The organism is uncultured Winogradskyella sp., assembly GCF_947496485.1.
Lineage (GTDB): Bacteria > Bacteroidota > Bacteroidia > Flavobacteriales > Flavobacteriaceae > Winogradskyella.
In genome coordinates this window covers 63689-86027 of the sequence record NZ_CANMCZ010000003.1, presented here as the reverse complement: position 1 = coordinate 86027, position 22339 = coordinate 63689, and the positions used below count along the sequence as shown (strand labels likewise).

Sequence of the window (22339 nt, the reverse complement as noted above, 5' to 3'; positions counted from 1 at the left end):
ATTTGTTTCAAAACTTTGGCAAATTAACCAATGTTTAACACATCTTTCATGCTAAATACGCCTTTTTTATTTTTTATCCATTCAGCTGCAATTACAGCTCCCATAGCAAAACCTTGTCTGCTATGCGCTGTGTGCTTAATACTAATGGAATCGATATCAGAATTATAGGTGATTTCATGAGTGCCAGGAACGCCCTCTATACGTTTAGCTTTAATATGAATTTCATCAGACTTTGTTTCTTCTAGTGTCCAATTATTGTATTTAGTATGCTCTACAATTTGCTCTGCTAATGTAATCGCTGTACCACTTGGCGCATCTAGCTTTTGGGTATGATGAATTTCTTCTATTTCAGTCGTATATTCTGGAAGACCAGCCATTAACTGACTTAATCTCTCATTGATTTCAAAAAAAATATTGACTCCTAAGCTAAAATTTGAAGCATATAAAAAAGTGCCATTTTTTTCTTTGCAATAGTCTAAAACTTCGCCATATTGGCTTAACCAGCCCGTTGTCCCGGAAATAATAGGAACTCCAGCATCTAAAGCTTTTTTAATATTGAAAACAGCAACTGACGGTATACTAAAATCTATGGCTACATCAGTATTTGAAAAGTTGTAATCTTCTTTTGTGTCCGATATTTTCAATGAAATAGTATGATTACGATTTATAGCTATCGCTTCAATACTTTTTCCCATTCTACCATAACCGAGTAAAGCTATATTCATATTAAAATTTAAAATTTACAGTTACTCCTAAATCTGAAGAGTTTTCCATTTCGTTATATTGATAATGTGGACTCAAGCTTAAATTCTCATCAACATTGAATTGAAGTAAATGTGCATCTACATTGGCATCGATAATATTTAATGCGTAAATACCAATTGTAACCAACAGCGACACTTCCTTATTTCTTCTAAACTGTTCTTGCGCTCTAATAAGTCCATCATCTGATACTATATTATAAAACTCATCATCTTTGAAACCAGCTAAGCGTCTTTTGTAGGCACCTCTATATCTATCGAATTGTTTATCGTTTCTAACATAGAAGTAAATACCTGCACCAACGCCTCCTACAGCCAATGGTATTTTCCAGTATTTCTTATTGTATGCTTGCCCTAATCCTGGTAAAATAGCAGATAGAAAAGCGGCTTTAGAAGGTCTAAGTGGGTCTATCTCTTTTTTAGTAAGCGCTTTTTGATCTACAAGAATAAGTTCTTTGTCTACAGCAATACTTGTGCTGTCTTTACCCTCTTGAGAAAACGAGAATAATACTGAGAGTAAGCACAGCAAAAGACTGTAAAAACGTTTATTTAGCACTTTGCACTAATTTTTTAATTCGGTTAAAATCTTCTTCAGAATGAAATGGGATTGTAATTTTACCACTTCCATTCTTAGCTACTTTAACGTCTATTTTGTGCCCAAAGTATTCCGAAAATTCTTTAACACCTTTTCTTATGTACTTCGGAATTTCAGTAGAACTACTCTCTGTTTCTGGAGGTATATCAGAATTAAGATTTTTTACCAATTGCTCAGTGGCTCTAACGGATAGTTTATTGCTGATGATTTTTTCGTAAACTTCTAATTGGTCAATTTGGCTTTCAATATTTACCATTGCTCTTCCATGACCCATGCTAATAAAGCCATCTCGCATTCCAGTTTGAATAATTGGATCTAATTTTAATAAACGTAAATAATTGGCAATCGTAGAACGTTTTTTACCAACGCGCTCACTCATTTGCTCTTGCGTTAAATTAATTTCATCGATTAAACGTTGATAGGATAGTGCAATTTCTATAGGGTCTAAATCTTGGCGTTGAATATTTTCAACCAACGCCATTTCTAAAGACTCTTGGTCATTAGCGATCCTTATATATGCCGGAATAGCCTCTAAACCAATTAACTTAGAAGCTCTAAAACGACGCTCACCTGAGACTAGCTGATATTTGTTAAAGGCTAATTTTCTAACGGTTATAGGTTGAATAACACCAAGTTCTCTAATTGAGGACGCAAGTTCTCTCAATGATTCCTCATTAAAATTGGTCCTTGGTTGAAAAGGATTGACTTCAATACTTTCAATATCGAGTTCGACAATATTACCAACTACTTTATCTGCGTTTTTATCTTCAGCAGATTTAATATCGTTTTCAGGATCTTTCAACAAAGCTGAAAGTCCTCGTCCTAATGCCTGTTTTTTAGTAGCCTTCGCCATTATAATTCATTTTTCTTAATTAGCTCTTTGGCTAAGCTCAAATAATTGGCTGCACCTTTGCTGCTTACATCATAGTTAATAATACTTTCACCATAACTTGGAGCTTCTCCTAAACGCACGTTACGCTGTATGATAGTGTCAAAAACCATATCGGTAAAATGCTTTTGAACTTCTTCCACCACTTGATTTGATAAGCGTAAACGCGAATCGAACATAGTTAAAAGTAAGCCTTCAATATCTAACGCTTCATTATGTATCTTTTGTACACTTTTAATAGTATTTAACAGTTTGCCTAAGCCTTCGAGTGCAAAATATTCACATTGAATAGGTATGATTACTGAATCAGAAGCTGTTAAGGCGTTCAATGTTAGCAATCCTAAAGATGGTGCACAATCAATTAAGATATAATCGTATTGTGATTTTAACTCAGAGATTGCTTTCTTCAGCATATACTCGCGTTCATCTTTGTCTACAAGTTCAATTTCGATGGCTACAAGATCTATATGAGCCGGTATAATGTCAACGTTGGGAGCATTTGATGATACAATAGCGTCTTTTGCATCAATTGTATGTTCTAATACCTGATATGAGCCTATTTCAACAGCATCAACATCTATACCTAAACCAGAACTGGCATTGGCTTGAGGATCGGCATCTATAAGTAGGACTTTCTTCTCTAGTACGCCAAGAGAAGCGGCTAAATTGACTGAGGTTGTGGTTTTACCAACTCCTCCTTTTTGATTAGCAATAGCAATGATTTTACCCATTAAATGATTTGGTTTTTTGAGGGTTTAAAAATACGATTATTTATGAGTATAGAAAATTGAAGTTGTTAACATGGATATAATTAAAACCTAAACAGAAATCGATAAGGTCTTTGATGATTGAAATTATTCAGAAAGCCCATTATTGGATTTCTTGCATATCTAAAAATAACATCACTTTTTCGAAATATTCTTCACCACCAACTTCCCAAAGATAAGTATGTGGTGCAGAGTCTATGACTATAAATTTTTTGTTGATACTTTTAATTTTATCAAAGTTTTCTTTACCATATTTAACCTCAAACACTTTATCTTTTTCTCCATGGGCAATTATAATAGGCTGTGTTACATTTTCGGCATATTTTATGGGACTTGCATCATCTACGTCAAAATCTCCTATACTACCAGACCTATCTACAATGTAATTGGTCAATGGTTTCAGTTTTACTTTTGTTAGGCGAGTAAAGTAAGTGTCCATACTTGTTTTGTAGTCTGTGAAAGTGCTTTCTACGATCCCAAATTTTATGCGTTTTTCAATTCCCATAGCTTGTATAGCAACGGCGGCACCTAGCGAATTTCCCCAAATCCCTATTGGTTCTATATTCTCATATTGGTGTAGTCTATCAATTAGGCTTTGAATATCTTTCTTTTCTTTAACTCCGTAAGTGCAAAATTTGCCTTCGCTTTCACCATACCCTCTTAAGTCTACAGCGACTGAATTGTAACCTCTTTTAGCTAAAAATTCACTGAAATCTAGTAAAGTGTATTTATTAGAACTGCTATTAGGTACTAAAATAAGAGTTCCCTTTATACTATCTATAGTTGCGCGTGTAAGCAAGGCAGATAGGTTAAGTCCATCAAATGACTTAAATGATAGTTTCTCTCTTTTGAATTGGCTACTATCATTTATTATAGAATCATATTTAAGATAACTTTCTGTACTCGAAATCTTAATAGTGTTTCTTTTTTGGACAATAATACGAGGAAGAATGAAATGTATAATCACAAATCCTATAATTGTTAATGCTACTAAAGTGATCTTAATGATTTCGATTTTGCGTTTTTTTAGCATTCTTGTATGTGATAAGTAAACCCTTTAAAAGTTAATGGATTAATCTATGTTAAGCTTTGGTGTGACAAATGAAATAAGATTATCATTAACAGTGGCTGCTACATACCCATAGCCTTTTAGGTAGTAAAAAGTAAAATTGCCATTTTTGAATATAGACTTTAATACCAATAAATTTGAATAATTACATATTGGGGTTTTAAGTTTGCCTTCTTTTGAAATTATTTCATAAGAACCTTCCTTAGATGCTGTTTTCCATGAATCACCAATATCAAAATTGTGAGGAAGTCTTATAGTCTCATCTTCAGTATTTTCTTCATATTGATAAATGATGCCATTTTCTTTTCTTAAATATAAATAGGCAATATCTCCACTCTCCCAGGTTTGAGTGTATTCAATATAGGTTTTATCGTTTAATTCCTTTATCCCTGTTTTTTTTTCTGTGTAGTAAGTATTTCCCCAAACTATGATTTTCTTGGATTCAAGTAACGGAAAATAGGCTTCAGTATTATCGCCGCCACAAAAACTTTGTCCTTCTTTTTGGGCAATACATGTAAGTGATAAAAAACAGATTACGTAAAGACAATAATATTTCATATTTAATCAATTAAAATCTCTAAAATTTGAATTGCAGCTTCACTTATTTTTGTGCCAGGTCCAAAAACAGCAACGGCTCCAGCATCGAATAAATATTGATAATCTTGCTTCGGAATTACACCTCCTACAATAACCATAATATCATCTCGACCATATTTTTTTAGTTCATCTATTACTTGAGGTACTAGTGTTTTGTGTCCTGCAGCTAAAGAAGATACACCTAATATATGAACATCATTTTCAACTGCTTGCTTTGCAGCTTCTTGAGGGGTTTGGAATAGAGGTCCTATATCAACATCGAAGCCGACATCAGCATAACCAGTAGCTACAACTTTTGCGCCTCTGTCATGACCATCTTGTCCCATTTTGGCAATCATAATACGAGGTCTTCTACCATCTTGTTCGGCAAATTTATCGGCCAGCTCTCTTGCTTTTTGAAAGCTTTTATCGTCTTTTATTTCTTTGCTATACACTCCTGAAAATGATTTTATTTGGGCTTTGTGTCGTCCAAATTCAGCTTCTAACGCATCGCTTATTTCTCCTAAGGTAGCTCTTTTTCTTGCTGCGTCTATTGCTAAAGCTAATAAATTTTCTTCACCTGTTTTGGCAGCATGCGTTAATTTTGATAAAGCTTCAGATACGAGATTGTTATTTCTATTTGCTTTTATGCTTTTGAGCCTCTGTATTTGTTGGTTGCGAACCGTTTGGTTGTCAACTTCAAGTGTTGTGATTGGATCTTCTTGCTCTAAGCGATATTTATTTACTCCGACTATAATATCTTGACTAGAATCTATACGAGCTTGTTTACGAGCAGCAGCTTCTTCAATACGTAATTTAGGGATTCCAGCTTCAATGGCTTTTGTCATTCCGCCTAATTCTTCGACTTCTTCTATCAATTGCCAGGCTTTTTGTGCAATATCGTGGGTTAGTTTTTCAACATAATAGCTTCCTGCCCATGGATCTACAGTTTTTGTAATGTGGGTTTCTTCCTGTAGATAAATTTGTGTATTTCTTGCAATACGAGCAGAGAAATCTGTTGGTAATGCAATGGCTTCGTCTAATGCATTGGTGTGTAAGCTCTGTGTGCCGCCAAAAGCTGCGGCAGATGCTTCAATACAGGTTCGTGCTACATTGTTAAAGGGGTCTTGTTCTGTTAAACTCCAACCAGATGTTTGACAATGAGTTCTTAATGCTAAAGATTTTTGATTTTTTGGATTGAATTGCTTTACCAATTTGGCCCAAAGCATTCTTGCAGCACGCATTTTGGCTATTTCCATAAAGTGGTTCATCCCTATAGCCCAAAAGAAAGATAGGCGAGGAGCAAAAGTATCTATATCCATACCTGCTTCGAGTCCTTTTCTAATGTATTCTAAGCCATCTGCTAAGGTGTACGCGAGCTCGATATCACAGGTTGCGCCAGCTTCTTGCATATGATAACCCGAAATACTGATACTGTTAAATTTCGGCATATTCTTGCTTGTAAATTCAAAAATATCCGAGATGATTTTCATTGACGGAGTAGGAGGGTAAATGTATGTGTTTCTCACCATAAACTCTTTGAGAATGTCATTCTGTATAGTTCCCGCAAGTTGTTCTGGTTGCACTCCCTGTTCTTCTGCTGCCACAATGTAAAAAGCCATAATAGGTAAAACTGCACCATTCATTGTCATGGAAACCGACATTTTATCGAGAGGTATTTGGTCGAAAAGGGTTTTCATATCTTCTACCGAATCAATTGCTACTCCAGCTTTTCCAACATCTCCAACTACACGTTCATGGTCGGAATCATAACCTCTGTGCGTCGCCAAATCGAATGCAACAGATAATCCTTTTTGTCCTGCAGCAAGATTTCGTCTATAAAAGGCGTTACTTTCTTCTGCAGTTGAAAAACCTGCGTATTGCCTGATTGTCCATGGTCTGCGAACATACATTGTTGAGTATGGTCCTCGAAGGTTTGGTGCTATTCCTGCTACAAAATTTAGGTGTTCTAGGTTTTTTGTATCGTTTTTTGAATATGTTGATTTTACAACAATATCTTCAGCTGTTAAAAAGTCATCATTCTTTTCAAACTTTTTACTGCCCAATTCTTGCTTTAACGTGATATGTTTAAGATTCTTTCTGCTCATTACAATATCATTTTTTCGAGAAACGGATCAAAATTTATTTCAAAAGGTGCCATTAGGTTGATTAAAACGGTTTTTTTATTTGAAGAAATGAAATAAGCATGTTGAAACGCTTGTTGTTGTAGTTTTTGATTTTCGAGCTTAAAAATGGCTTTAAAAATTTGTGTTTTGCCATTGTCATTGTGTTTTGCTGTAATTTTAGTAAAATCTAAATCCGTATTGCTAGCTACTTGTTCCTGGCTTTGTCTTAAAATCCCTAATATAAATTTAGCGTCTTGTCGTGAAATAGGAGTGTAAGGAACTGAATTTATAGTGTAAGTGGCATTCATTGAATTATCAAAAAAGATATAATGGTTGCCTTCCATTTTTCTGATATTTCTGAATCTTGTACGTTCAATTTCTAGTTCCTTATTGTCAATAACTAAGGAGTCAATTAAAGCTAAATATTCTACTGAGGAATATTTTTTAAAAGTATTGGGTAGAAAAAGTTTTATACCATCTTTATCGAGATAATGAGTCTTCCCTTCAATGTTTTCGATATCCTCTAATTGAGTCCAATCTGTAATTTCCTTTGCAACTTCGAAGCAAGAAAAGAAAAGCAAGCAAAAAACACCGAAAAGCAGTACTATAGATTTTTTCAATACCATATTTTATTCTTTATTTAATCTATTGATTTCCAAATTTTCAGATAATCTTTTCTCTAGTATTGGTTCAATAATAGTTTTTCGCTTTTCGAACTTTAAAAAAGGACTAACTTCCAAGTCATTTTTCATTTTATCGTTAGGATTTGGATGCTTATTTGTGCCTAAGAGTACTATTTTTTCAGTCTCAAAATCAGCTTGTTCATTAACCGCACTTTCTTTAATTTTTCGTTGAATAGTTCCTTCTTTTAACTGACTTAAAAAGCCTCCATTTGCTTCAATATTTTTAAAAAGAAGTAACGCTTTTGCTGAAAGTTGCTCTGTTAAACTCTCAATATAATAGGCTCCATCTGCTGGATTATTTACTTTATTGAAATAGCTTTCATGCTTTAGAATTAAGAGTTGATTTCTTGCAATTCTATCTCCGAATTCATTTGGTTGATGATACAAAGCATCGTAAGGTAAATTACAAACAGTATTTGCTCCACCAAGAATAGCACTCATACACTCTGTAGTTGTTCGCAGTAAGTTAACATTATAGTCGTAAATGGTTTTGTTGCGCTTACTAGGTGTGGCTGTAATTCTACATTCGGTATTTATGCTATACTCAGACGCCAAAGTTGACCATAATTGACGTAAAGCTCTTGTTTTGGCGATTTCAAAGAAGTAGTTTGAGCCAACTGAGATATTAAAGGTTACTAGAAGAGTTTCTTTCAATTCTTTTGTAATAACGCTGTCTAGATGATTCAAATATTCATTTACGTGCGATAATCCATAAGCTAATTGCTGCACTATGGTTGCTCCTGCATTTTGGTATAAACTTAAATCGACACTTGTCTGATTAGTTTTTTTGACAATAGATTCGAACTTATTGTGATCTTCTTTGAGATTGTTATGCCAATTTCCTGTTTTTGCTAAGTTTCCTATGATATCTGAGTGCAAGTAAACTTGAGATTGCTTGGCTTTACTCTCAACTTCGGTGTTTAGTTTTTTAGTAAATTCTTCAGAAAGAAAATTGCATTTAATTTCTATCGCATTTCTTTCTAAATCTATATTCTGTAGTAAATCTTCAAGAGAAATATCTTCAGTTTTAATTAGGAATAAAATACTTTCAGCACCGCGATTAATAGCGTCAATAGCCTTTAAATTAGCTGCTTTAGTATCAATAACATTTATTGATTGACATATTTTCCAATCTGTTGCTTTGCTATTTGAAACATCTGGTAGCGACTTAAATTCATCTGCATGATAAAATGGCTTTACATCAATACCTTGATTGGTTTTCCAGATTAATGCATCATTGTAGTCTGCACCTTTTAAATCGACTTGTATCTTTTGTTTCCAGGCTTTTGAGGATACGCTTTCAAACTCATCAAATAATGGCTTATTCATCTTGTTTTTGTTTAGCTAAACTATCTTCATACTCAATAATATAAATGTCTTCATTGGGCTTTTTCATATAATAGGTTTCGCGTGCTGTGCGCTCGAGACCTTCTTCAGTACTTAATTCTTTAATGGCTTTATCGTCTTTTGCCATTTCATTTTTGTAATGCTCTTTTTGGTGATTTAGTTTGTCTTTATTAGTGTTCATTTCATGATGAAATAACCACGAATGTGCATCAAAAAATAACATCCAAACCACAAAAACGATAAGAACAAGTAGATAAATGTTCTTAAAGGGTTTTAAATATTTATTATCAAATATTGACATTACAAACGTTCGTTAATTATTGTTTTAACGATATCTACAGCAACAGTGTTGTATTTATTATTGGGAATTATAATATCTGCATACTCTTTCATTGGTTCAATAAATTGTTGATGCATTGGTTTTAAAGTCGTTTGATATCTATTTAAGACTTCATTTATATCACGACCACGTTCTGTTATATCTCGCTTTAGACGACGAATTAATCGCTCATCAGAATCGGCATGTACAAATATTTTGATATCGAAAAGATCTCTAATCTCAGCATGAGACAGAATTAAAATCCCTTCAACAATCATTACCTTTCTTGGTTTTGTGGTAATTGTATCGCCTGTACGATTGTGTTTTACAAAAGAATATACAGGTTGACTGATCGAATTTCCTTTTTTGAGCTCTTTAAGATGTGTTTCTAATAGTTCAAAATCAATAGAACGTGGATGGTCAAAGTTAATTTTTACGCGTTCATCATAACTTAAGTGCGAAGTATCTTTGTAGTATGAGTCTTGCGAAATTACACCAACTTCACCCTCTGGTAGTTCGTTTAGAATGGTATTGACAACGGTTGTTTTTCCACATCCAGTTCCACCAGCAATTCCGATTATGAGCATTATGTTTTAATTAAGTTTCTATTAGGCAAAGTTAGCCAATTCGTGCTATTTTTTAATGACTTTTGTCACTTCTTGTGAAGTAATCATTTTACCATAATTATTTCCCCAACTATTATTAATATAGTTCATAACATCTGCAATTTCCTCATCAGAAAGTCCTGATGGTGCCATAACGCTATTATAAGTTTCTCCATTGACAATTATCTCACCAGACATTCCATTTTTTATGCCTTTTATACTCGCAACTTGATTTTCTTTTAAATAATCTGAACCCGCAAGTGGAGGAAATGCTTTAGGTGCTCCTTTACCATTGGCCATATGACATGTAATACATAAATCGTTATATACTAATTCACCGCGATTTATGCTTTCTTTTAATTCTGGGGCGGTTTGTTTAAGTGATGTCTTTTCAGGATATCTAACGGCCTTCTCTTCCTTTTTGTCTGAGCCACAAGACGATAAACAAAATACTAATAGTAATGCGAATAAAACTTTTTTCATTTTCTAATTAATTTTACAATTCCTAAATTTTCAATTCCGACGTAAATATAACCATCTGGTCCTTGTTCTACACATCTTAATCTGCCTAATCCATCTAACAATCTTTCTTCCTTAATAACTTTATTATTTTTTATAGTACACATGTCTAAGTACTGAAATTTTAAAGAACCGACTAAGAGCTTACCATCCCAATCGCCATATTTATCACTGTTAATAAAAGCCATGCCACTCGGCGCTATTGATGGGTCCCAATAATGTAAAGGCTGCTCCATGCCATCTTTCTCTGTTAGTTCGGTGAATTTAGTTCCACTATAATTTACACCATAACTTATAATAGGCCAGCCATAATTTTTACCTTTATTTATAATATTGATTTCATCACCACCTTTTGGGCCATGCTCATGAGTCCATATTTTGCCTGTTTTTGGGTGTAATGTCATTCCCTGTGGATTTCTATGTCCATAAGAGAAGATTGCTTTCTTAGCATTTGGTTCTTTAATAAATGGGTTGTCTTTTGGTATACTACCATCGTCATTGATTCTATAAACTTTACCGCAATCTCTTGTTATATCTTGAGGATTGACATCTCTATTTCCACGATCACCAATAGTGAAGTATAAATAGCTATCATTATCAAAAACTAAACGCGATCCAAAATGTTGACCTCGTTTTGAGTTAGGTTCAGCTTTGTATAATATCTCTAAATTTAATAATGTATTATCTTTTAGTTTTGCTCTTGCTATAGTCGTATTACCGCCATCACCTTCACCTTCTGAAGATGCATAAGAAAAATAAATTAAGCCATTTTCTTTATAATCAGGATGTAAGATGATATCCATAAGACCACCTTGTCCACGGACATAAACTTCAGGTAACCCTGTAACCTCAGTTTTTGTGCCGTTTTTAAAATGAATAAGCTTTCCTGATTTTTCATTTATAAGTATTGAAGCATCAGGAAGAAATGTAAAACCCCAAGGTATATTTAAACCTGAAACAATTACCTCGTGGTTATTTTCTTTATTTACAGGGTTTTTATCTTGAGCACAAGTTAAAATACTGATGAGTATTAATCCAATAATTGGAAGTCTAAATTTCATATTTGTAATTTAAAAACGTTTAGTTTCTAAAGTTAGAAAATTGTTATTGGATAATGAAGAAAAACTCTATATTTGCAGTCCTAAAAATGATAATCAATATTTTCGGGGTGTAGCGTAGCCCGGTTATCGCGCCACGTTTGGGACGTGGAGGCCGCAGGTTCGAATCCTGCCACCCCGACTTTTTAATATAAAACTCAGCATTTTGCTGAGTTTTTTTGTTTTCACTGAAAACCGTGAGTTTCAACCATTCATATTTTATTACCATTGCATGCTAATGCACTTAAAGTGTTTTGTTTTCTATCAAGCCCATAGATTAGTATAACAAAGCATTATTTTTGTATTTTATAATTTAGTCTTTAATGCAAATCAGAAAAACATTACTAATAGTTATTGGATTACTTTTCTTTACGGGTCTTGCTCAAGAGAAACGTTATGACTTCACAGCCTTTGGTTATTTACCTAAAGTAGTTAGTAATGATTATTTTTTAAAATTAAACAATGCTCAAACCAAAGAAATTCGATTTCAGTATTTAGATACTATTTCACTTATCTATTTAAGATCTGGTCATGCAGATTCGCTAATGCATTATGGTAAATTATTAAAAGAAGAAACACTCTCAGATGATTTAAATAGCGAAAATACAGAAAATTTTAATTTAAAAGCTTTTTATTATCAAGGTGTAGCAGCTCAAAAAATGGGTTTGTTAGATGAAGCAATACAATCTTATATACAAGGTATTGAAGCTTCCACTTCTAACGATTTTATTCATAAATATTTAAAACTACAGCTTGCTGAAACTTATTTGTATAAAGGAGAGTTAGAAAAAGCGAAAGCTGTTTTAGAAGAATTACCACAACTAAAAAGGCAACTGGACTTTTATTTAAAAAATGGTGTTGTAAAAAGCTTGTTTTTAATTCAAAACAATGATTATGATTTAGCAAAGAATATTATAAACAAAGCTTTATCTGAAAATTTTGTAAAAGATTATCCAAAATTAAAGCTAGAATTAGAGCTTAATTTATCTAAAATTCAGTTAAGGCAAGAGAATTATTCCGAGTTGATTAAAAGCTCTAATAGTATTAAAAACAATGCTTTGAATGAAAGTTTTTATGACCTGTATATAGAAGCATCATTACAAGTAGGCTATGCTTATGCCAGGCTAAAAAACTATGATGTGTCTGAAATGGCTCTAAGTTCAGCTTATGTTAATACAATACAATACAATGGAATCGATTAGAGTTACAAAAAAAAGTAATAAATGCCTTGGTTAAACTATATAATGCTAAGGGAGATTACGAAAATGCCTATAATTTAATGACCCAATATCAAGCTGTTAGCAGAGAAATTGCGGATAAACAGAATCAGCGTTTAGTAAAAGATTTGGAGCTTAAATATGAGACCTTGGAAAAGGAAAAAGAGATTGATAAACTACAAGAAGATCAGTTGCTACAAGAAGCAGAAATAGAACGACAAAAAACAATAAAATATGCCTTTTTAATTGGATTCTTAGTACTACTTATCCCAATTATATTATTACTTGTTGTATACTATCAAAAACTCCAGACCCAAAGTTTACTTAATACACAACAAGAAGCTATGAACCAGCAAGAGGTTAAAAATTTACTTCAAACCCAAGAACTCGAATTAGCAAAAAATGCTATTTCGGTACAGTCTAAAGAGCGAGGTCGTATTGCAAGAGAATTGCACGATAGCATTGGTGGAAATTTGGCAGGTATTAAATTAAAAATGAATAGTCTTGGTGATAATAAACCAGAGTTTAGACAAATTCTAAATCAACTAGATACGACTTATAACCAAGTTCGTGAGATTTCTCATAGTCTAATTCCTGAAGAATTTGAAACTACTGTATTTACGGATTTACTAGGCGATTATATTCAGACTATTAGTGAAGATTCTTCTCTGAATTTGCGTTTTGAAGCTTATCCAAAAGATTTTCTAAATACAATTAACGTTCAGTTACAAGTCGGCTTATTGAATATAATTAAGGAATTAGTAACAAATGCTATGAAACATTCTGAAGCTGAAGAAATAATCATTCAATTAACCTCTCCTTCTAATGAAAAAGGTATTGAACTGATTTATGAAGATGATGGAATAGGCTTTGATTTAGAAAAAGTAAATAAAGGTATTGGGCTCAATAATATGGAAACAAGGGTCGCAGAGTTTAATGGTACAATATCAATTAATACAGCTAAAAATAGAGGAACAGTTATAAGTATAAGCATACCACAAACATAATTTATGAATACATCATTTTCTATAATAATTGCAGACGATCATGCCATGTTTTTAGATGGTTTAACTAGTATTTTATCTAAAGAAAAGACAATACATATTAGTCTGACTGCAAAAACAGGAGCTCAGGTTTTAAAATATTTGAGAATTAATACAGAAGAAAAAATAGATTTAGTTATCACTGACATTAATATGCCAGAGATGAATGGTGTAGAACTAAATACAGCTATAAAATCAGAGTTTCCTCAAATAAAAACCCTTGTAGTTAGCATGCTAGAAGATGCCAAAAAGATAAAAGCACTGACCGAAGCAAACGTTAATGGCTATATTTCTAAAAATGCTGAAAAGACTGAATTACTTAAAGCAATCAAATCTATATTAAACGGTGAAAATTATTTCTCACCACGTATTAAACAAGTTCTTATGGAAGCCATGTTTTCTAAAAAGTCAAAACCTGAAATTTCATTAAGTAAACGAGAAATAGAAGTATTAAAATTAATAGCCCAAGAATTTACAACCCAAGAAATTGCTGACAAATTGTTTTTGAGTAAGCACACTATAGAAAGCTACCGAAAAAATCTAATCTCTAAGCTAGGTGTACGCAATTTGGCTGGCCTTACACGATATGCAGTAGAAAAAGGTATGCTCGAATAATCTTATTATCCCTGAAAACAGGGTAAGCATTTTTACTACTTACGGTATATTTCACCTCTGCTTATTTATTGAAATTTGTATCATATTAATCTATAAAAAAATAGAACTTATGATTTACGGAATTTCATTGATTCTTTTGAGCATTATCGCAGTGCCTTCACTTATTTTATCTAAAAAGCCTAACGCACAGGAGTTGTTAGACAAAGTTGCGCCCTATCAAGGCTGGATTGGAATTGTTTTTTGCGTTTTTGGTGTTTGGGGAATTATTTCAGCTTTCTTAAATATGGGCTGGTTAACATCTGCACCAATTTGGTGGACAACTTTATTGGCTGGTAGTTTTGTTGAAGCTACACTTGGTTTTATGCTGGGCTTTGGTATGATTAACAAATTATTGTTAAGTAAAAATGATGCAGCAAAAGAAAAGGCAGCTAAATTGAGAGAGAAACTAGCACCAAAACTAGGTAAACTTGGAGTTTTAGGACTCATAGTAGGTGGTTGGATGATTGCTGCCTCTTTCATGTATACGGTAGCTTAGAATATTAAAAACAACAATCAAAAGAAAATTTATTATGAAACATTTTATTATAGTTGTATTGCTTTGTATTTCAACATTTGGTATTTCGCAAAATGCAACAACAGAAAGAACAATAACGACTTATGGGTCTGTAGTTATAGAGTCTAACGAGTTACTCTACAAAACAGACGTTACCTTATCATTAGAGAATAATTACTATGCAGAGAATCCATGCACAACATTAGAAGAATTGAAGGAGAAATACTTTAAAGAGGTGAAAAATAGAGGTGTAGATATCACAAAATTCGTTCAAGATGATATGGCATATTCAGCAACAGGCTATAGAAATGATGGAACTACACTTCATTTTGAAACTAAAGACAAAGAGGAAATGTTGAGTGTTGTTCAAATAAAAATGGCTCAAGTAATGCCATCTTATGTGCAAGTAAAAAATATTATTTCGAAAGATGAAGTTAAGAAATTAGCTAAAGAGGCCATAGAGGAGGCACGCAAGAATGCCGAACTATTAGCAGAAGTTTCAGGAGAAAAAATTGATAAAATACATTCTATAAACAGTTATGATTTAGATGGTAATTCTTATTGGAGATCGCCAAGCTCAGGACCATCCTACTTAAGATTAACGGTTATTTATGCGTTAAAAGATTGATTTTTAATCAAAGACATCACTTTTATGATAGTAGAAAAGTGATTTATTAGTTAGGGTTAAAGTCTGCGTAACATTATTTTCAATAGTGTTCGCAGACTTTATATGATTTAAATAATTTACTCTATTCTTACATAGTTTTCAGAATAAATTTTATTGCCATCTTCATCTAATTCAATTTGTTCGAAGCGATCTTCAGACAATTCAAGTTGAAAATTAAACTCTTTATTTTCTTCTATTACCTGATTCATAAAGGCTGAGCCAAAGTCTAAAACTTCAGTTAGTTTACCATCATTGTAGTTATAAGAACCATATCCAAAAAATTCAATAGAATCTGATTTTAACAACTTGCACCACATCACCTTACTATCAGAATACATTTTTATTTGTCTAGAAATAGTATTATTAGAAAATGAATCTACAACCACATTATCTTTATAATTGTAAAATCCTTTAAGTTCCCATGTGCCTTTAAGGCTAATGTTATTTTTCTTCAATTCAGTTTCGGCTTCTGAAGTTTCAACATCGCTATTTGGCTGATCTTTACAGGAGTATACAAGTAAAACAGCCATGCTTAAAATTAAAAGTTTAAATTTCATGATTTGTTAGATTTACTATTAACACTTATAAATTACAAAATTAAAAGCAGAATTTGAAGTTATTCATGATATTTATAACTACATAGTTAGTGTTGATAACTTCTATGTAAGGATTTATGCAAAAATCCTACTTTTGTAAAATCTTATATTAAACGGAATTCTTTAAAAAAAAATTAAAGAAAGTTAATAAAGGTTTAAAGCGTAAAATTCAAAATATGTCTGATACAATAGAAAAAGTAAAATGCTTAATAATAGGTTCTGGACCTGCTGGTTATACAGCTGCTATTTATGCCTCAAGAGCGAATATGTTTCCTGTGTTATATCAAGGAGCACAACCAGGTGGACAATTAACAACGACTAATGATGTTGAAAATTTTCCAGGTTATCCGGATGGTATAACAGGACCAGAAATGATGATTCAACTTCAAAAGCAAGCTGAGCGTTTTGGAACTGATGTACGTCATGGCTGGATTACTAAAGTTGATTTTTCTGGTGATATTCATAAGGTTTGGGTAAACGATGAAAAGGAAATCCATGCTTCAACTATAATTATTTCTACTGGTGCATCAGCAAAATATTTAGGTCTACCATCAGAACAAAAATATTTAAAACTTGGAGGTGGTGTATCTGCTTGTGCAGTTTGTGATGGTTTCTTTTATAGAAATCAAGAAGTTGTGATTGTAGGTGCTGGTGACTCGGCTTGTGAAGAAGCTCATTACCTGTCTAAACTTTGTAAAAAGGTAACCATGTTGGTGAGACGTGATGAATTTAGAGCATCTAAAATTATGGCAAATAGAGTTAAGAACACTGAGAATATTGAAATACTATACAATACTGAAACAGATGAAGTTTTAGGTGATGGACAGGTCGTAACTGGTGTTAGAGTGTTTAACAACCAAACCAATGAGAAGCATGAAATTGCTGCAACTGGTTTCTTTGTAGCTATAGGCCACAAACCTAATACCGATATTTTTAAGGATTACTTGGATTTAGATGAAACAGGCTATATTATCAATGCACAGCCAGGTACTAGTAAAACCAATGTAGAAGGTGTATTTGTTAGTGGAGATGCTGCAGACCATGTTTACAGACAAGCGATTACTGCTGCAGGAACTGGTTGTATGGCTGCTCTAGATGCCGAACGTTATTTGGCTGCTAAAGATGCAGATTTTGAGGTGGTTACTCCTACGTATAACTAAGTTGTTATTCGAATAGAAAACATAAAGCCGAAGTTATCCACTTCGGCTTTTTAGGTATTGCTATATATTTTATCGTTTTTTCTTCTGAAGTTTTGAGGTGTCATCAAACTTTGTTATCGTAATTGCTGGACTTCCGTAAAGATAGATTTCGCTGTCGCCAGAAGATGCTATTGTTATGCTATCACTTACCGATAGCGTAAGATCACTGCTATCTTCTAAACTTACATCTGTAGTCTTAACATCAAATTTACCTCCATTAAAGTTTGAAGAATTGATTAACCTAATCACTGAATTATTTGCAGAACCTTCAATTGACAAATCTGAACGTTGATATAAATCAAAATCAGCAATTTTACTATTTATTAAAGCATCTAATTTACTATTATCACTAAGTTCTATTTTTGTTGAATCTGCAGTTAGGTTCAATCTTGTTTTAGATTTCCCGGAGCTTTTATATAAGAAATTTGTAGCCTTAATATTTAAATACGCTCTAGAATTATCTACTGTAGTTAATGTGGCATCACTTAATTCCATAGACGTTAAAGATCTTATTTCACCTTCCCCTCTTGTTTCTATGTTTCTCAATAAGTCACCGTAATTTACGGTAATATTAAGTTTCTTTTTTGAGGTAATACGTATCGTTTGTACAAATGTTAGAACCCCATCCACAACATCGAACTGAATAACATCATGCAAATTGTCATCTGCTTCAACGTTTACAGAAGGTTTGCTGTTGTAAACTATTTCAATAGAAAAATCGCCATCAACTACTATAGTTTCAAAATCATCTATATAAGTTTGCCTAATAGTAACGTTTCTATCACCTTTAATTTTTTCTTGGGCTATAATTGCTGGTGCTGCAGCCATCATTAAAACCAAAAAGAGTAATATTTTTTTCATTTAATATATCTGTTATACTTTAAATAAGACACAATTCCTTCAATTGGTCACTTTTAAAGCTGTTAAACAAAGATATACAAAAACCATCCCAAACTCCATAAAGAATTTGAAATGGCTTTTAACTGATTGGTTTTAAGGTGAATAGTGAGTGAAATTCACTATCAAATTTTTGATTGATTACTATTATTGCTTTCTAACGCTTCCAGAAGAGCTATCAGATTTGTTAACTTTTTCTGGATTACCAGAATACTTAATATCTCCACCACTTGTTGCTCTGGCAGTAATTTCTTTTGATGTGTTTACAGATATATCTGCCCCACTTGTTGCTTTTACTTTGGAATTTTTAGCTTTTAAGTCTGACGCTTTTATATCGCTTCCACTCGTGGCTTCTGCAATTAACATATCTGTTGTTCCGCTAAGTTTAATATCACTTCCGCTAGTGGAATGACAATTCAAAGTTTGCGTTTTTACGCTGAGTTCCATATCTGCTCCACTTGTTGTATTTAATTCTAATTCGTCTACTTCAATGGTGTTTGTTGCGTAAACATCACTACCACTTGTGGCTTTTATAGCAGAAATATCAGTAATGTTTAGCATCACTTTTTTTGAAGTTGCTCTTCGAATATTCTCAGTAGAATAGATTCTTAAAACATCATTTTCTACTTCTGTCATAATTAGATCATGTAAATTTTCGTCGGCTTCAATACTTAATTCAACATCTGTGGATTGTGTAATGTAAAGGTCTAAGCCTTGGCTTACTTTAATTGAGCTGAATTCACTTGAAATGTTTCGCTCTGCACTTACTACATTTCCGTTTCCGTCTACTCCTGGCCCTAAATTCATCGAAAAGTTACAGGATAGCATTAGTATGCTTACTATGCTTGTGATGATAATTCTTGCTAATGTGTTCATGATTTTTTGATTTTTACTGATTGATAATTTAATTTTATTGTTTTCCAACTTCTTTCGAAGTGTGATTAAAGCTTATAACACGTTTTAATCTCCATTCCCCATACTTATCAATAATCCATAGATGAGAGAAAAGTGCATAGTTGTTACTATCTTCATAGGTGGTTGATTCACCAGGGGAGAAGTAATGTTTTCCATTTTGTAAAGCTCCATAGAGCTCACCATTGTTATACATTGGAAAAACTTCTAGACTTTCTTCGACTAAGAAGCGATAGATTTTTTCAGTATTATGAGGTCTACAGAGCCCTTCCTTCATAGTCTTTACAAATTCATCTTTAGTATTTGTAACACCTCCTTTGTCGTGATAAAACTCTAAATCTTCGGTCATTAATTCTGCACTTTTTTCAACTTCACATTTGTTAAAACCTATTTTAAAAAGAATACTGTCTTTAGCCTTAAGGGTTTTAAAGAGATCAGAGTTTTTGTTTACTTGTGCTGATGCAATACCGGAAACCAGAAGGAATCCGATACCACATAGCAAAAGTGATTTGATTGATTGATCCATTTTCGATTGATGATTACACTACAAATATCTGTAGTTTTTTATTTGATTAATATTTAATATTACTGAACTGTAGAATTAATGGTATCAATTGTCATTAACCTCAATATCAACTCCATCTTCATTGATCTGAACACTGACGTCGGGCTTCTCTTCACCAGACGATTTTTCATTAATAATGGTTTCAATAATTTCGTTTTCTTCTTCAATAAAATCTTCTTTCTCCTTAATTTCCTCTATACAGTCTAAACATTCTACATCATCTTCAATGACCTTTAGATAATGTTCTTCCATACCATTTTTTAGAATGTCATTTGTGTAACTATTGTTTTTATGAAAATTGTAGGTGTTCTCATCTGCATAAAAAATTGTGCCTTCTGGCAAGTATAAAATGACTTCTATGTGTTGATCACTAAATTTGTTTGAGACATCAGTTACTAAATAAGAATCTAGCTTTAGCTCATTCCCAACAACAGTGTAATTGTAGTTGATGTTCTGTGCTCTTTCTTTAGCTAAATCGTAGCTACTCCCTCTGGCAAAACCTTGAATTTTAATACTTGCCAATGAATCTGTTGTAGATTTCACCATTAACCTTATGTCAGTTGTGGATATTACTTTATCGTCGCTATCGTTTCGGCTTATTTTATAGTTGTGATAACGCCTGTTCATATATTTGTTATAGACTTCATGACTGTTCATTTTTAATTTCAATGTATCACCAGAAGCAATATTTATCGTTTCCTCAACTTGTGTAATGTTAGTGTCATAGGCATGCTCAGTAGCTTGTCTTACTCCAATTATTACGATACCAATAATTGCCATTAGCCATAAACCTAATAGTGTGAATTTTGCAATATTTCCAATAGATTTAAGGTTATTCACTAAAATTTTTAAACCTAAATAGAACACAAAAAAGAACGGAATACTTATTGCGAAGAACAATAGCATTGACATTAACCAAATAGGAATATTCGCAGCATTAGATGCATCTAAAAATTCCATACCTTGAAAATGAATAGCGTCTGTGATGCCGACTGAAAACAAAGCAACTATTAAAGTGATGAGAGCAGCAATACCAGTAATTATTAAAATAATGCCTATAAACTTGGCTAATACCTTTAAGAAGAACATTAAGATGCTTCCAATAGAATCAAAAAAGGTCTGCGAACTCGATTTTAGTCGATTACCTTGCTTCTGAAAATCGACGCTTTTTACCGTGTCAGAAATATTATCTGACACATTATCGAAACCCTCCTTTAGCTTATCACCTTGCTTTTTAAAATCAACATTTTTTAAGTTTTCTGAAACTGTATCAATGCCGTCTTTAATTTTTTTTTCGATGTTACTAATATTTACGACGTCTCCAGTCATAGTAAGTTTTTCCGCCGTTGTTTGAGCTTCTGGTACTAAAGCCCAGAAAATAAGATAGATAAAGATGAAAGTTCCACCAGAGCCTATAGCTAACAATAACCAAATTAGGCGCACCCAAATAGAGTCAATTCCTAAATAGTGACCTAAGCCTGCGGCAACACCACCTATATATGAGTTATCCGTATCTCTATATAATTTTTTCGATGGCCTAGAGCTATGTTTTTGTCTAGGTTGCGGTTCGTCTTCAAAGATTTCGTCATCAACTAAATAGTCTTCGGGTTGTCCCATAATGGTTATAACCTCATCGACTAGCTTAATGCCAACAACTTGCTTTTCGTTTTGTATGCGCTCAGAGAATAATTCTGCGATACGTGCTTCTATGTCCGAAATTATTTCCGAACGACCTTGAGAGTCTGTAAATGAACGTTTTATAGCCTCAAGATAGCGTTGTAATTTAAGATATGCATCTTCATCTATGTGGAAGAATACACCTGCTAAATTTATATTGACTGTTTTATTCATTTTTTTGTTGTTTTTGTACTTGTTACTAGGTTAACTGCATTTTGTAAGTCACTCCAAGTGGAGTTTAATTCCTTTAGAAACAGTTTTCCTGTTTCTGTAAGACCATAATATTTTCTTGGTGGTCCAGATGTGGATTCTTCCCAGCGATAACTGAGTAATCCAGCGTTCTTTAATCTTGTTAATAGTGGATATATTGTTCCTTCTACAACAAGCATTTTTGCGTCTTTTAATGTGCCTAGAATTTCTGCAACATAGGCATCCTCATCCTTTAAGATGGATAAGATGCAATATTCCAGCACACCTTTACGCATTTGTGCTTTTGTGTTTTCTATCTTCATAGTGTCATTCGATTTAATTTTAATAAACTGTTCATTTTTTGATTGATGTGATTGTTGATGAATGTCTTACTTTAAAAAATTGATGGTCAAAGGATAATTATAAATATGTCCATCTCTAGCAGATAAACTAGCTCTAACGATTAGTGCTAGTTCCACTATAAATCCTATTATCGCTAATGCACCTAGTCCACCACCAATATATAATAGAGGAGAAGGTTTACCAACATTGATATGAAAATCGTGAAACCCATGAAAATCGATAACATCCATGCCATTGAATAAATTAAAAATGAAAAACGGTACTGTAATCGTTCCTATAATAATAGCATATAGTAAAACACTAATTTGAAAGTTAATCGCTTGCTTACCATGCTGGTCTATAAATTCTGACTTTTCTTTATTTGCTGCCCATAATACTATTGGGCCAATGAAATTCCCAAATGGAATAATGAATCTCGAAAAGGTCGAAAGGTGAATAAATGTTGCTAAATTTTTTTGATGATTGTCTACCATTTTTAAAAGTATATAATAGT

General features: G+C 32.9%; 26 protein-coding genes and 1 tRNA gene. 7 read left to right on the top strand and 20 right to left on the bottom strand.

Annotated features, from left to right (window positions below):
• Positions 1-23: 23 nt before the first annotated feature.
• The 13 genes from dapB to Q0822_RS10665 all read right to left on the bottom strand — a co-directional run bounded on the left by dapB (position 24) and on the right by Q0822_RS10665 (position 11317).
• The gene (gene dapB, locus Q0822_RS10725) at positions 24-725 is read right to left on the bottom strand and encodes a 4-hydroxy-tetrahydrodipicolinate reductase (protein WP_299123443.1); all 702 of its coding nucleotides are present in this window, start codon (positions 723-725) and stop codon (positions 24-26) included.
• Position 726: 1 nt separating this feature from the next.
• Positions 727-1317 carry a DUF5683 domain-containing protein gene (locus tag Q0822_RS10720; protein WP_299123441.1) on the bottom strand — a complete coding sequence of 197 codons (591 nt, stop codon included), beginning with the start codon at positions 1315-1317 and terminating at the stop codon, positions 727-729.
• On the bottom strand, positions 1307-2209 hold the full coding sequence (locus Q0822_RS10715) for a ParB/RepB/Spo0J family partition protein (RefSeq protein ID WP_299123440.1): 903 nt from the start codon (positions 2207-2209) through the stop codon (positions 1307-1309). Before Q0822_RS10715 ends, Q0822_RS10720 begins: the two co-directional genes overlap by 11 nt.
• Positions 2209-2976, bottom strand: a complete 768-nt coding sequence (locus tag Q0822_RS10710) for an AAA family ATPase (RefSeq protein WP_299123437.1) — start codon at positions 2974-2976, stop codon at positions 2209-2211. Before Q0822_RS10710 ends, Q0822_RS10715 begins: the two co-directional genes overlap by 1 nt.
• Positions 2977-3115: 139 nt before the next feature.
• Positions 3116-4045 (bottom strand): alpha/beta fold hydrolase, encoded by a 930-nt coding sequence (locus Q0822_RS10705; RefSeq protein WP_299123434.1) that lies wholly within the window; start codon positions 4043-4045, stop codon positions 3116-3118.
• A gap of 39 nt (positions 4046-4084) precedes the next feature.
• A complete protein-coding gene (locus Q0822_RS10700; protein ID WP_299123430.1) occupies positions 4085-4639 on the bottom strand; it encodes a hypothetical protein in 555 nt (184 codons plus the stop codon).
• Between the two features lie 2 nt (positions 4640-4641).
• Positions 4642-6765: a methylmalonyl-CoA mutase gene (gene scpA / locus Q0822_RS10695; RefSeq protein ID WP_299123422.1), complete on the bottom strand. Its 2124-nt coding sequence runs from the start codon at positions 6763-6765 to the stop codon at positions 4642-4644.
• Entirely contained in the window at positions 6765-7409 is a 645-nt protein-coding gene (locus Q0822_RS10690) for a hypothetical protein (RefSeq protein WP_299123416.1), read from the bottom strand. Before Q0822_RS10690 ends, scpA begins: the two co-directional genes overlap by 1 nt.
• A gap of 3 nt (positions 7410-7412) precedes the next feature.
• Complete coding sequence (locus Q0822_RS10685; RefSeq protein ID WP_299123413.1) at positions 7413-8795, bottom strand: methylmalonyl-CoA mutase subunit beta; 1383 nt, start codon at positions 8793-8795, stop codon at positions 7413-7415.
• Entirely contained in the window at positions 8788-9114 is a 327-nt protein-coding gene (locus tag Q0822_RS10680) for a septum formation initiator family protein (protein WP_299123411.1), read from the bottom strand. Before Q0822_RS10680 ends, Q0822_RS10685 begins: the two co-directional genes overlap by 8 nt.
• On the bottom strand, positions 9114-9719 hold the full coding sequence (gene udk, locus Q0822_RS10675) for a uridine kinase (RefSeq protein ID WP_299123409.1): 606 nt from the start codon (positions 9717-9719) through the stop codon (positions 9114-9116). Before udk ends, Q0822_RS10680 begins: the two co-directional genes overlap by 1 nt.
• Positions 9720-9764: 45 nt before the next feature.
• Positions 9765-10220: a cytochrome c gene (locus tag Q0822_RS10670; RefSeq protein ID WP_299123407.1), complete on the bottom strand. Its 456-nt coding sequence runs from the start codon at positions 10218-10220 to the stop codon at positions 9765-9767.
• Positions 10217-11317, bottom strand: a complete 1101-nt coding sequence (locus tag Q0822_RS10665) for a PQQ-dependent sugar dehydrogenase (protein WP_299123405.1) — start codon at positions 11315-11317, stop codon at positions 10217-10219. Before Q0822_RS10665 ends, Q0822_RS10670 begins: the two co-directional genes overlap by 4 nt.
• A gap of 103 nt (positions 11318-11420) precedes the next feature.
• Here Q0822_RS10665 and Q0822_RS10660 point away from each other — a divergent pair.
• The 6 genes from Q0822_RS10660 (at position 11421) to Q0822_RS10635 (ending at position 15409) form a co-directional block, all read left to right on the top strand.
• Positions 11421-11495: transfer RNA gene (locus Q0822_RS10660), tRNA-Pro, on the top strand.
• A 181-nt stretch (positions 11496-11676) separates the two neighbouring features.
• Entirely contained in the window at positions 11677-12555 is an 879-nt protein-coding gene (locus Q0822_RS10655; protein WP_299123398.1) for a hypothetical protein, read from the top strand.
• 26 nt (positions 12556-12581) lie between these two features.
• Positions 12582-13577, top strand: a complete 996-nt coding sequence (locus tag Q0822_RS10650) for a sensor histidine kinase (RefSeq protein ID WP_299123397.1) — start codon at positions 12582-12584, stop codon at positions 13575-13577.
• 3 nt (positions 13578-13580) lie between these two features.
• Positions 13581-14228: a response regulator transcription factor gene (locus Q0822_RS10645; RefSeq protein ID WP_299123396.1), complete on the top strand. Its 648-nt coding sequence runs from the start codon at positions 13581-13583 to the stop codon at positions 14226-14228.
• Positions 14229-14337: 109 nt separating this feature from the next.
• A complete protein-coding gene (locus Q0822_RS10640) occupies positions 14338-14763 on the top strand; it encodes a hypothetical protein (protein ID WP_299123395.1) in 426 nt (141 codons plus the stop codon).
• Positions 14764-14797: 34 nt separating this feature from the next.
• A complete protein-coding gene (locus tag Q0822_RS10635) occupies positions 14798-15409 on the top strand; it encodes an SIMPL domain-containing protein (RefSeq protein ID WP_299123392.1) in 612 nt (203 codons plus the stop codon).
• 116 nt (positions 15410-15525) lie between these two features.
• On the opposite strand, the gene Q0822_RS10630 is transcribed toward Q0822_RS10635, so the two are convergent.
• A complete protein-coding gene (locus Q0822_RS10630; RefSeq protein ID WP_299123390.1) occupies positions 15526-16005 on the bottom strand; it encodes a hypothetical protein in 480 nt (159 codons plus the stop codon).
• Positions 16006-16220: 215 nt separating this feature from the next.
• Here Q0822_RS10630 and trxB point away from each other — a divergent pair, with 215 nt between their 5' ends.
• Positions 16221-17204, top strand: a complete 984-nt coding sequence (gene trxB, locus Q0822_RS10625) for a thioredoxin-disulfide reductase (RefSeq protein ID WP_299123389.1) — start codon at positions 16221-16223, stop codon at positions 17202-17204.
• A 69-nt stretch (positions 17205-17273) separates the two neighbouring features.
• Here trxB and Q0822_RS10620 read toward each other — a convergent pair whose 3' ends face one another.
• The 6 genes from Q0822_RS10620 to Q0822_RS10595 form a co-directional block, all read right to left on the bottom strand.
• Positions 17274-18104 (bottom strand): DUF2807 domain-containing protein, encoded by an 831-nt coding sequence (locus tag Q0822_RS10620; protein WP_299123387.1) that lies wholly within the window; start codon positions 18102-18104, stop codon positions 17274-17276.
• Positions 18105-18287: 183 nt separating this feature from the next.
• Positions 18288-19016, bottom strand: a complete 729-nt coding sequence (locus Q0822_RS10615) for a head GIN domain-containing protein (RefSeq protein ID WP_299123385.1) — start codon at positions 19014-19016, stop codon at positions 18288-18290.
• 34 nt (positions 19017-19050) lie between these two features.
• The gene (locus Q0822_RS10610) at positions 19051-19578 is read right to left on the bottom strand and encodes a DUF4440 domain-containing protein (protein WP_299123384.1); all 528 of its coding nucleotides are present in this window, start codon (positions 19576-19578) and stop codon (positions 19051-19053) included.
• 84 nt (positions 19579-19662) lie between these two features.
• Complete coding sequence (locus Q0822_RS10605) at positions 19663-21468, bottom strand: PspC domain-containing protein (RefSeq protein WP_299123383.1); 1806 nt, start codon at positions 21466-21468, stop codon at positions 19663-19665.
• A complete protein-coding gene (locus Q0822_RS10600; protein ID WP_299123380.1) occupies positions 21465-21806 on the bottom strand; it encodes a PadR family transcriptional regulator in 342 nt (113 codons plus the stop codon). Before Q0822_RS10600 ends, Q0822_RS10605 begins: the two co-directional genes overlap by 4 nt.
• 66 nt (positions 21807-21872) lie before the next feature.
• Entirely contained in the window at positions 21873-22319 is a 447-nt protein-coding gene (locus Q0822_RS10595) for a DUF4870 domain-containing protein (protein ID WP_299123377.1), read from the bottom strand.
• Positions 22320-22339 lie beyond the last annotated feature (20 nt).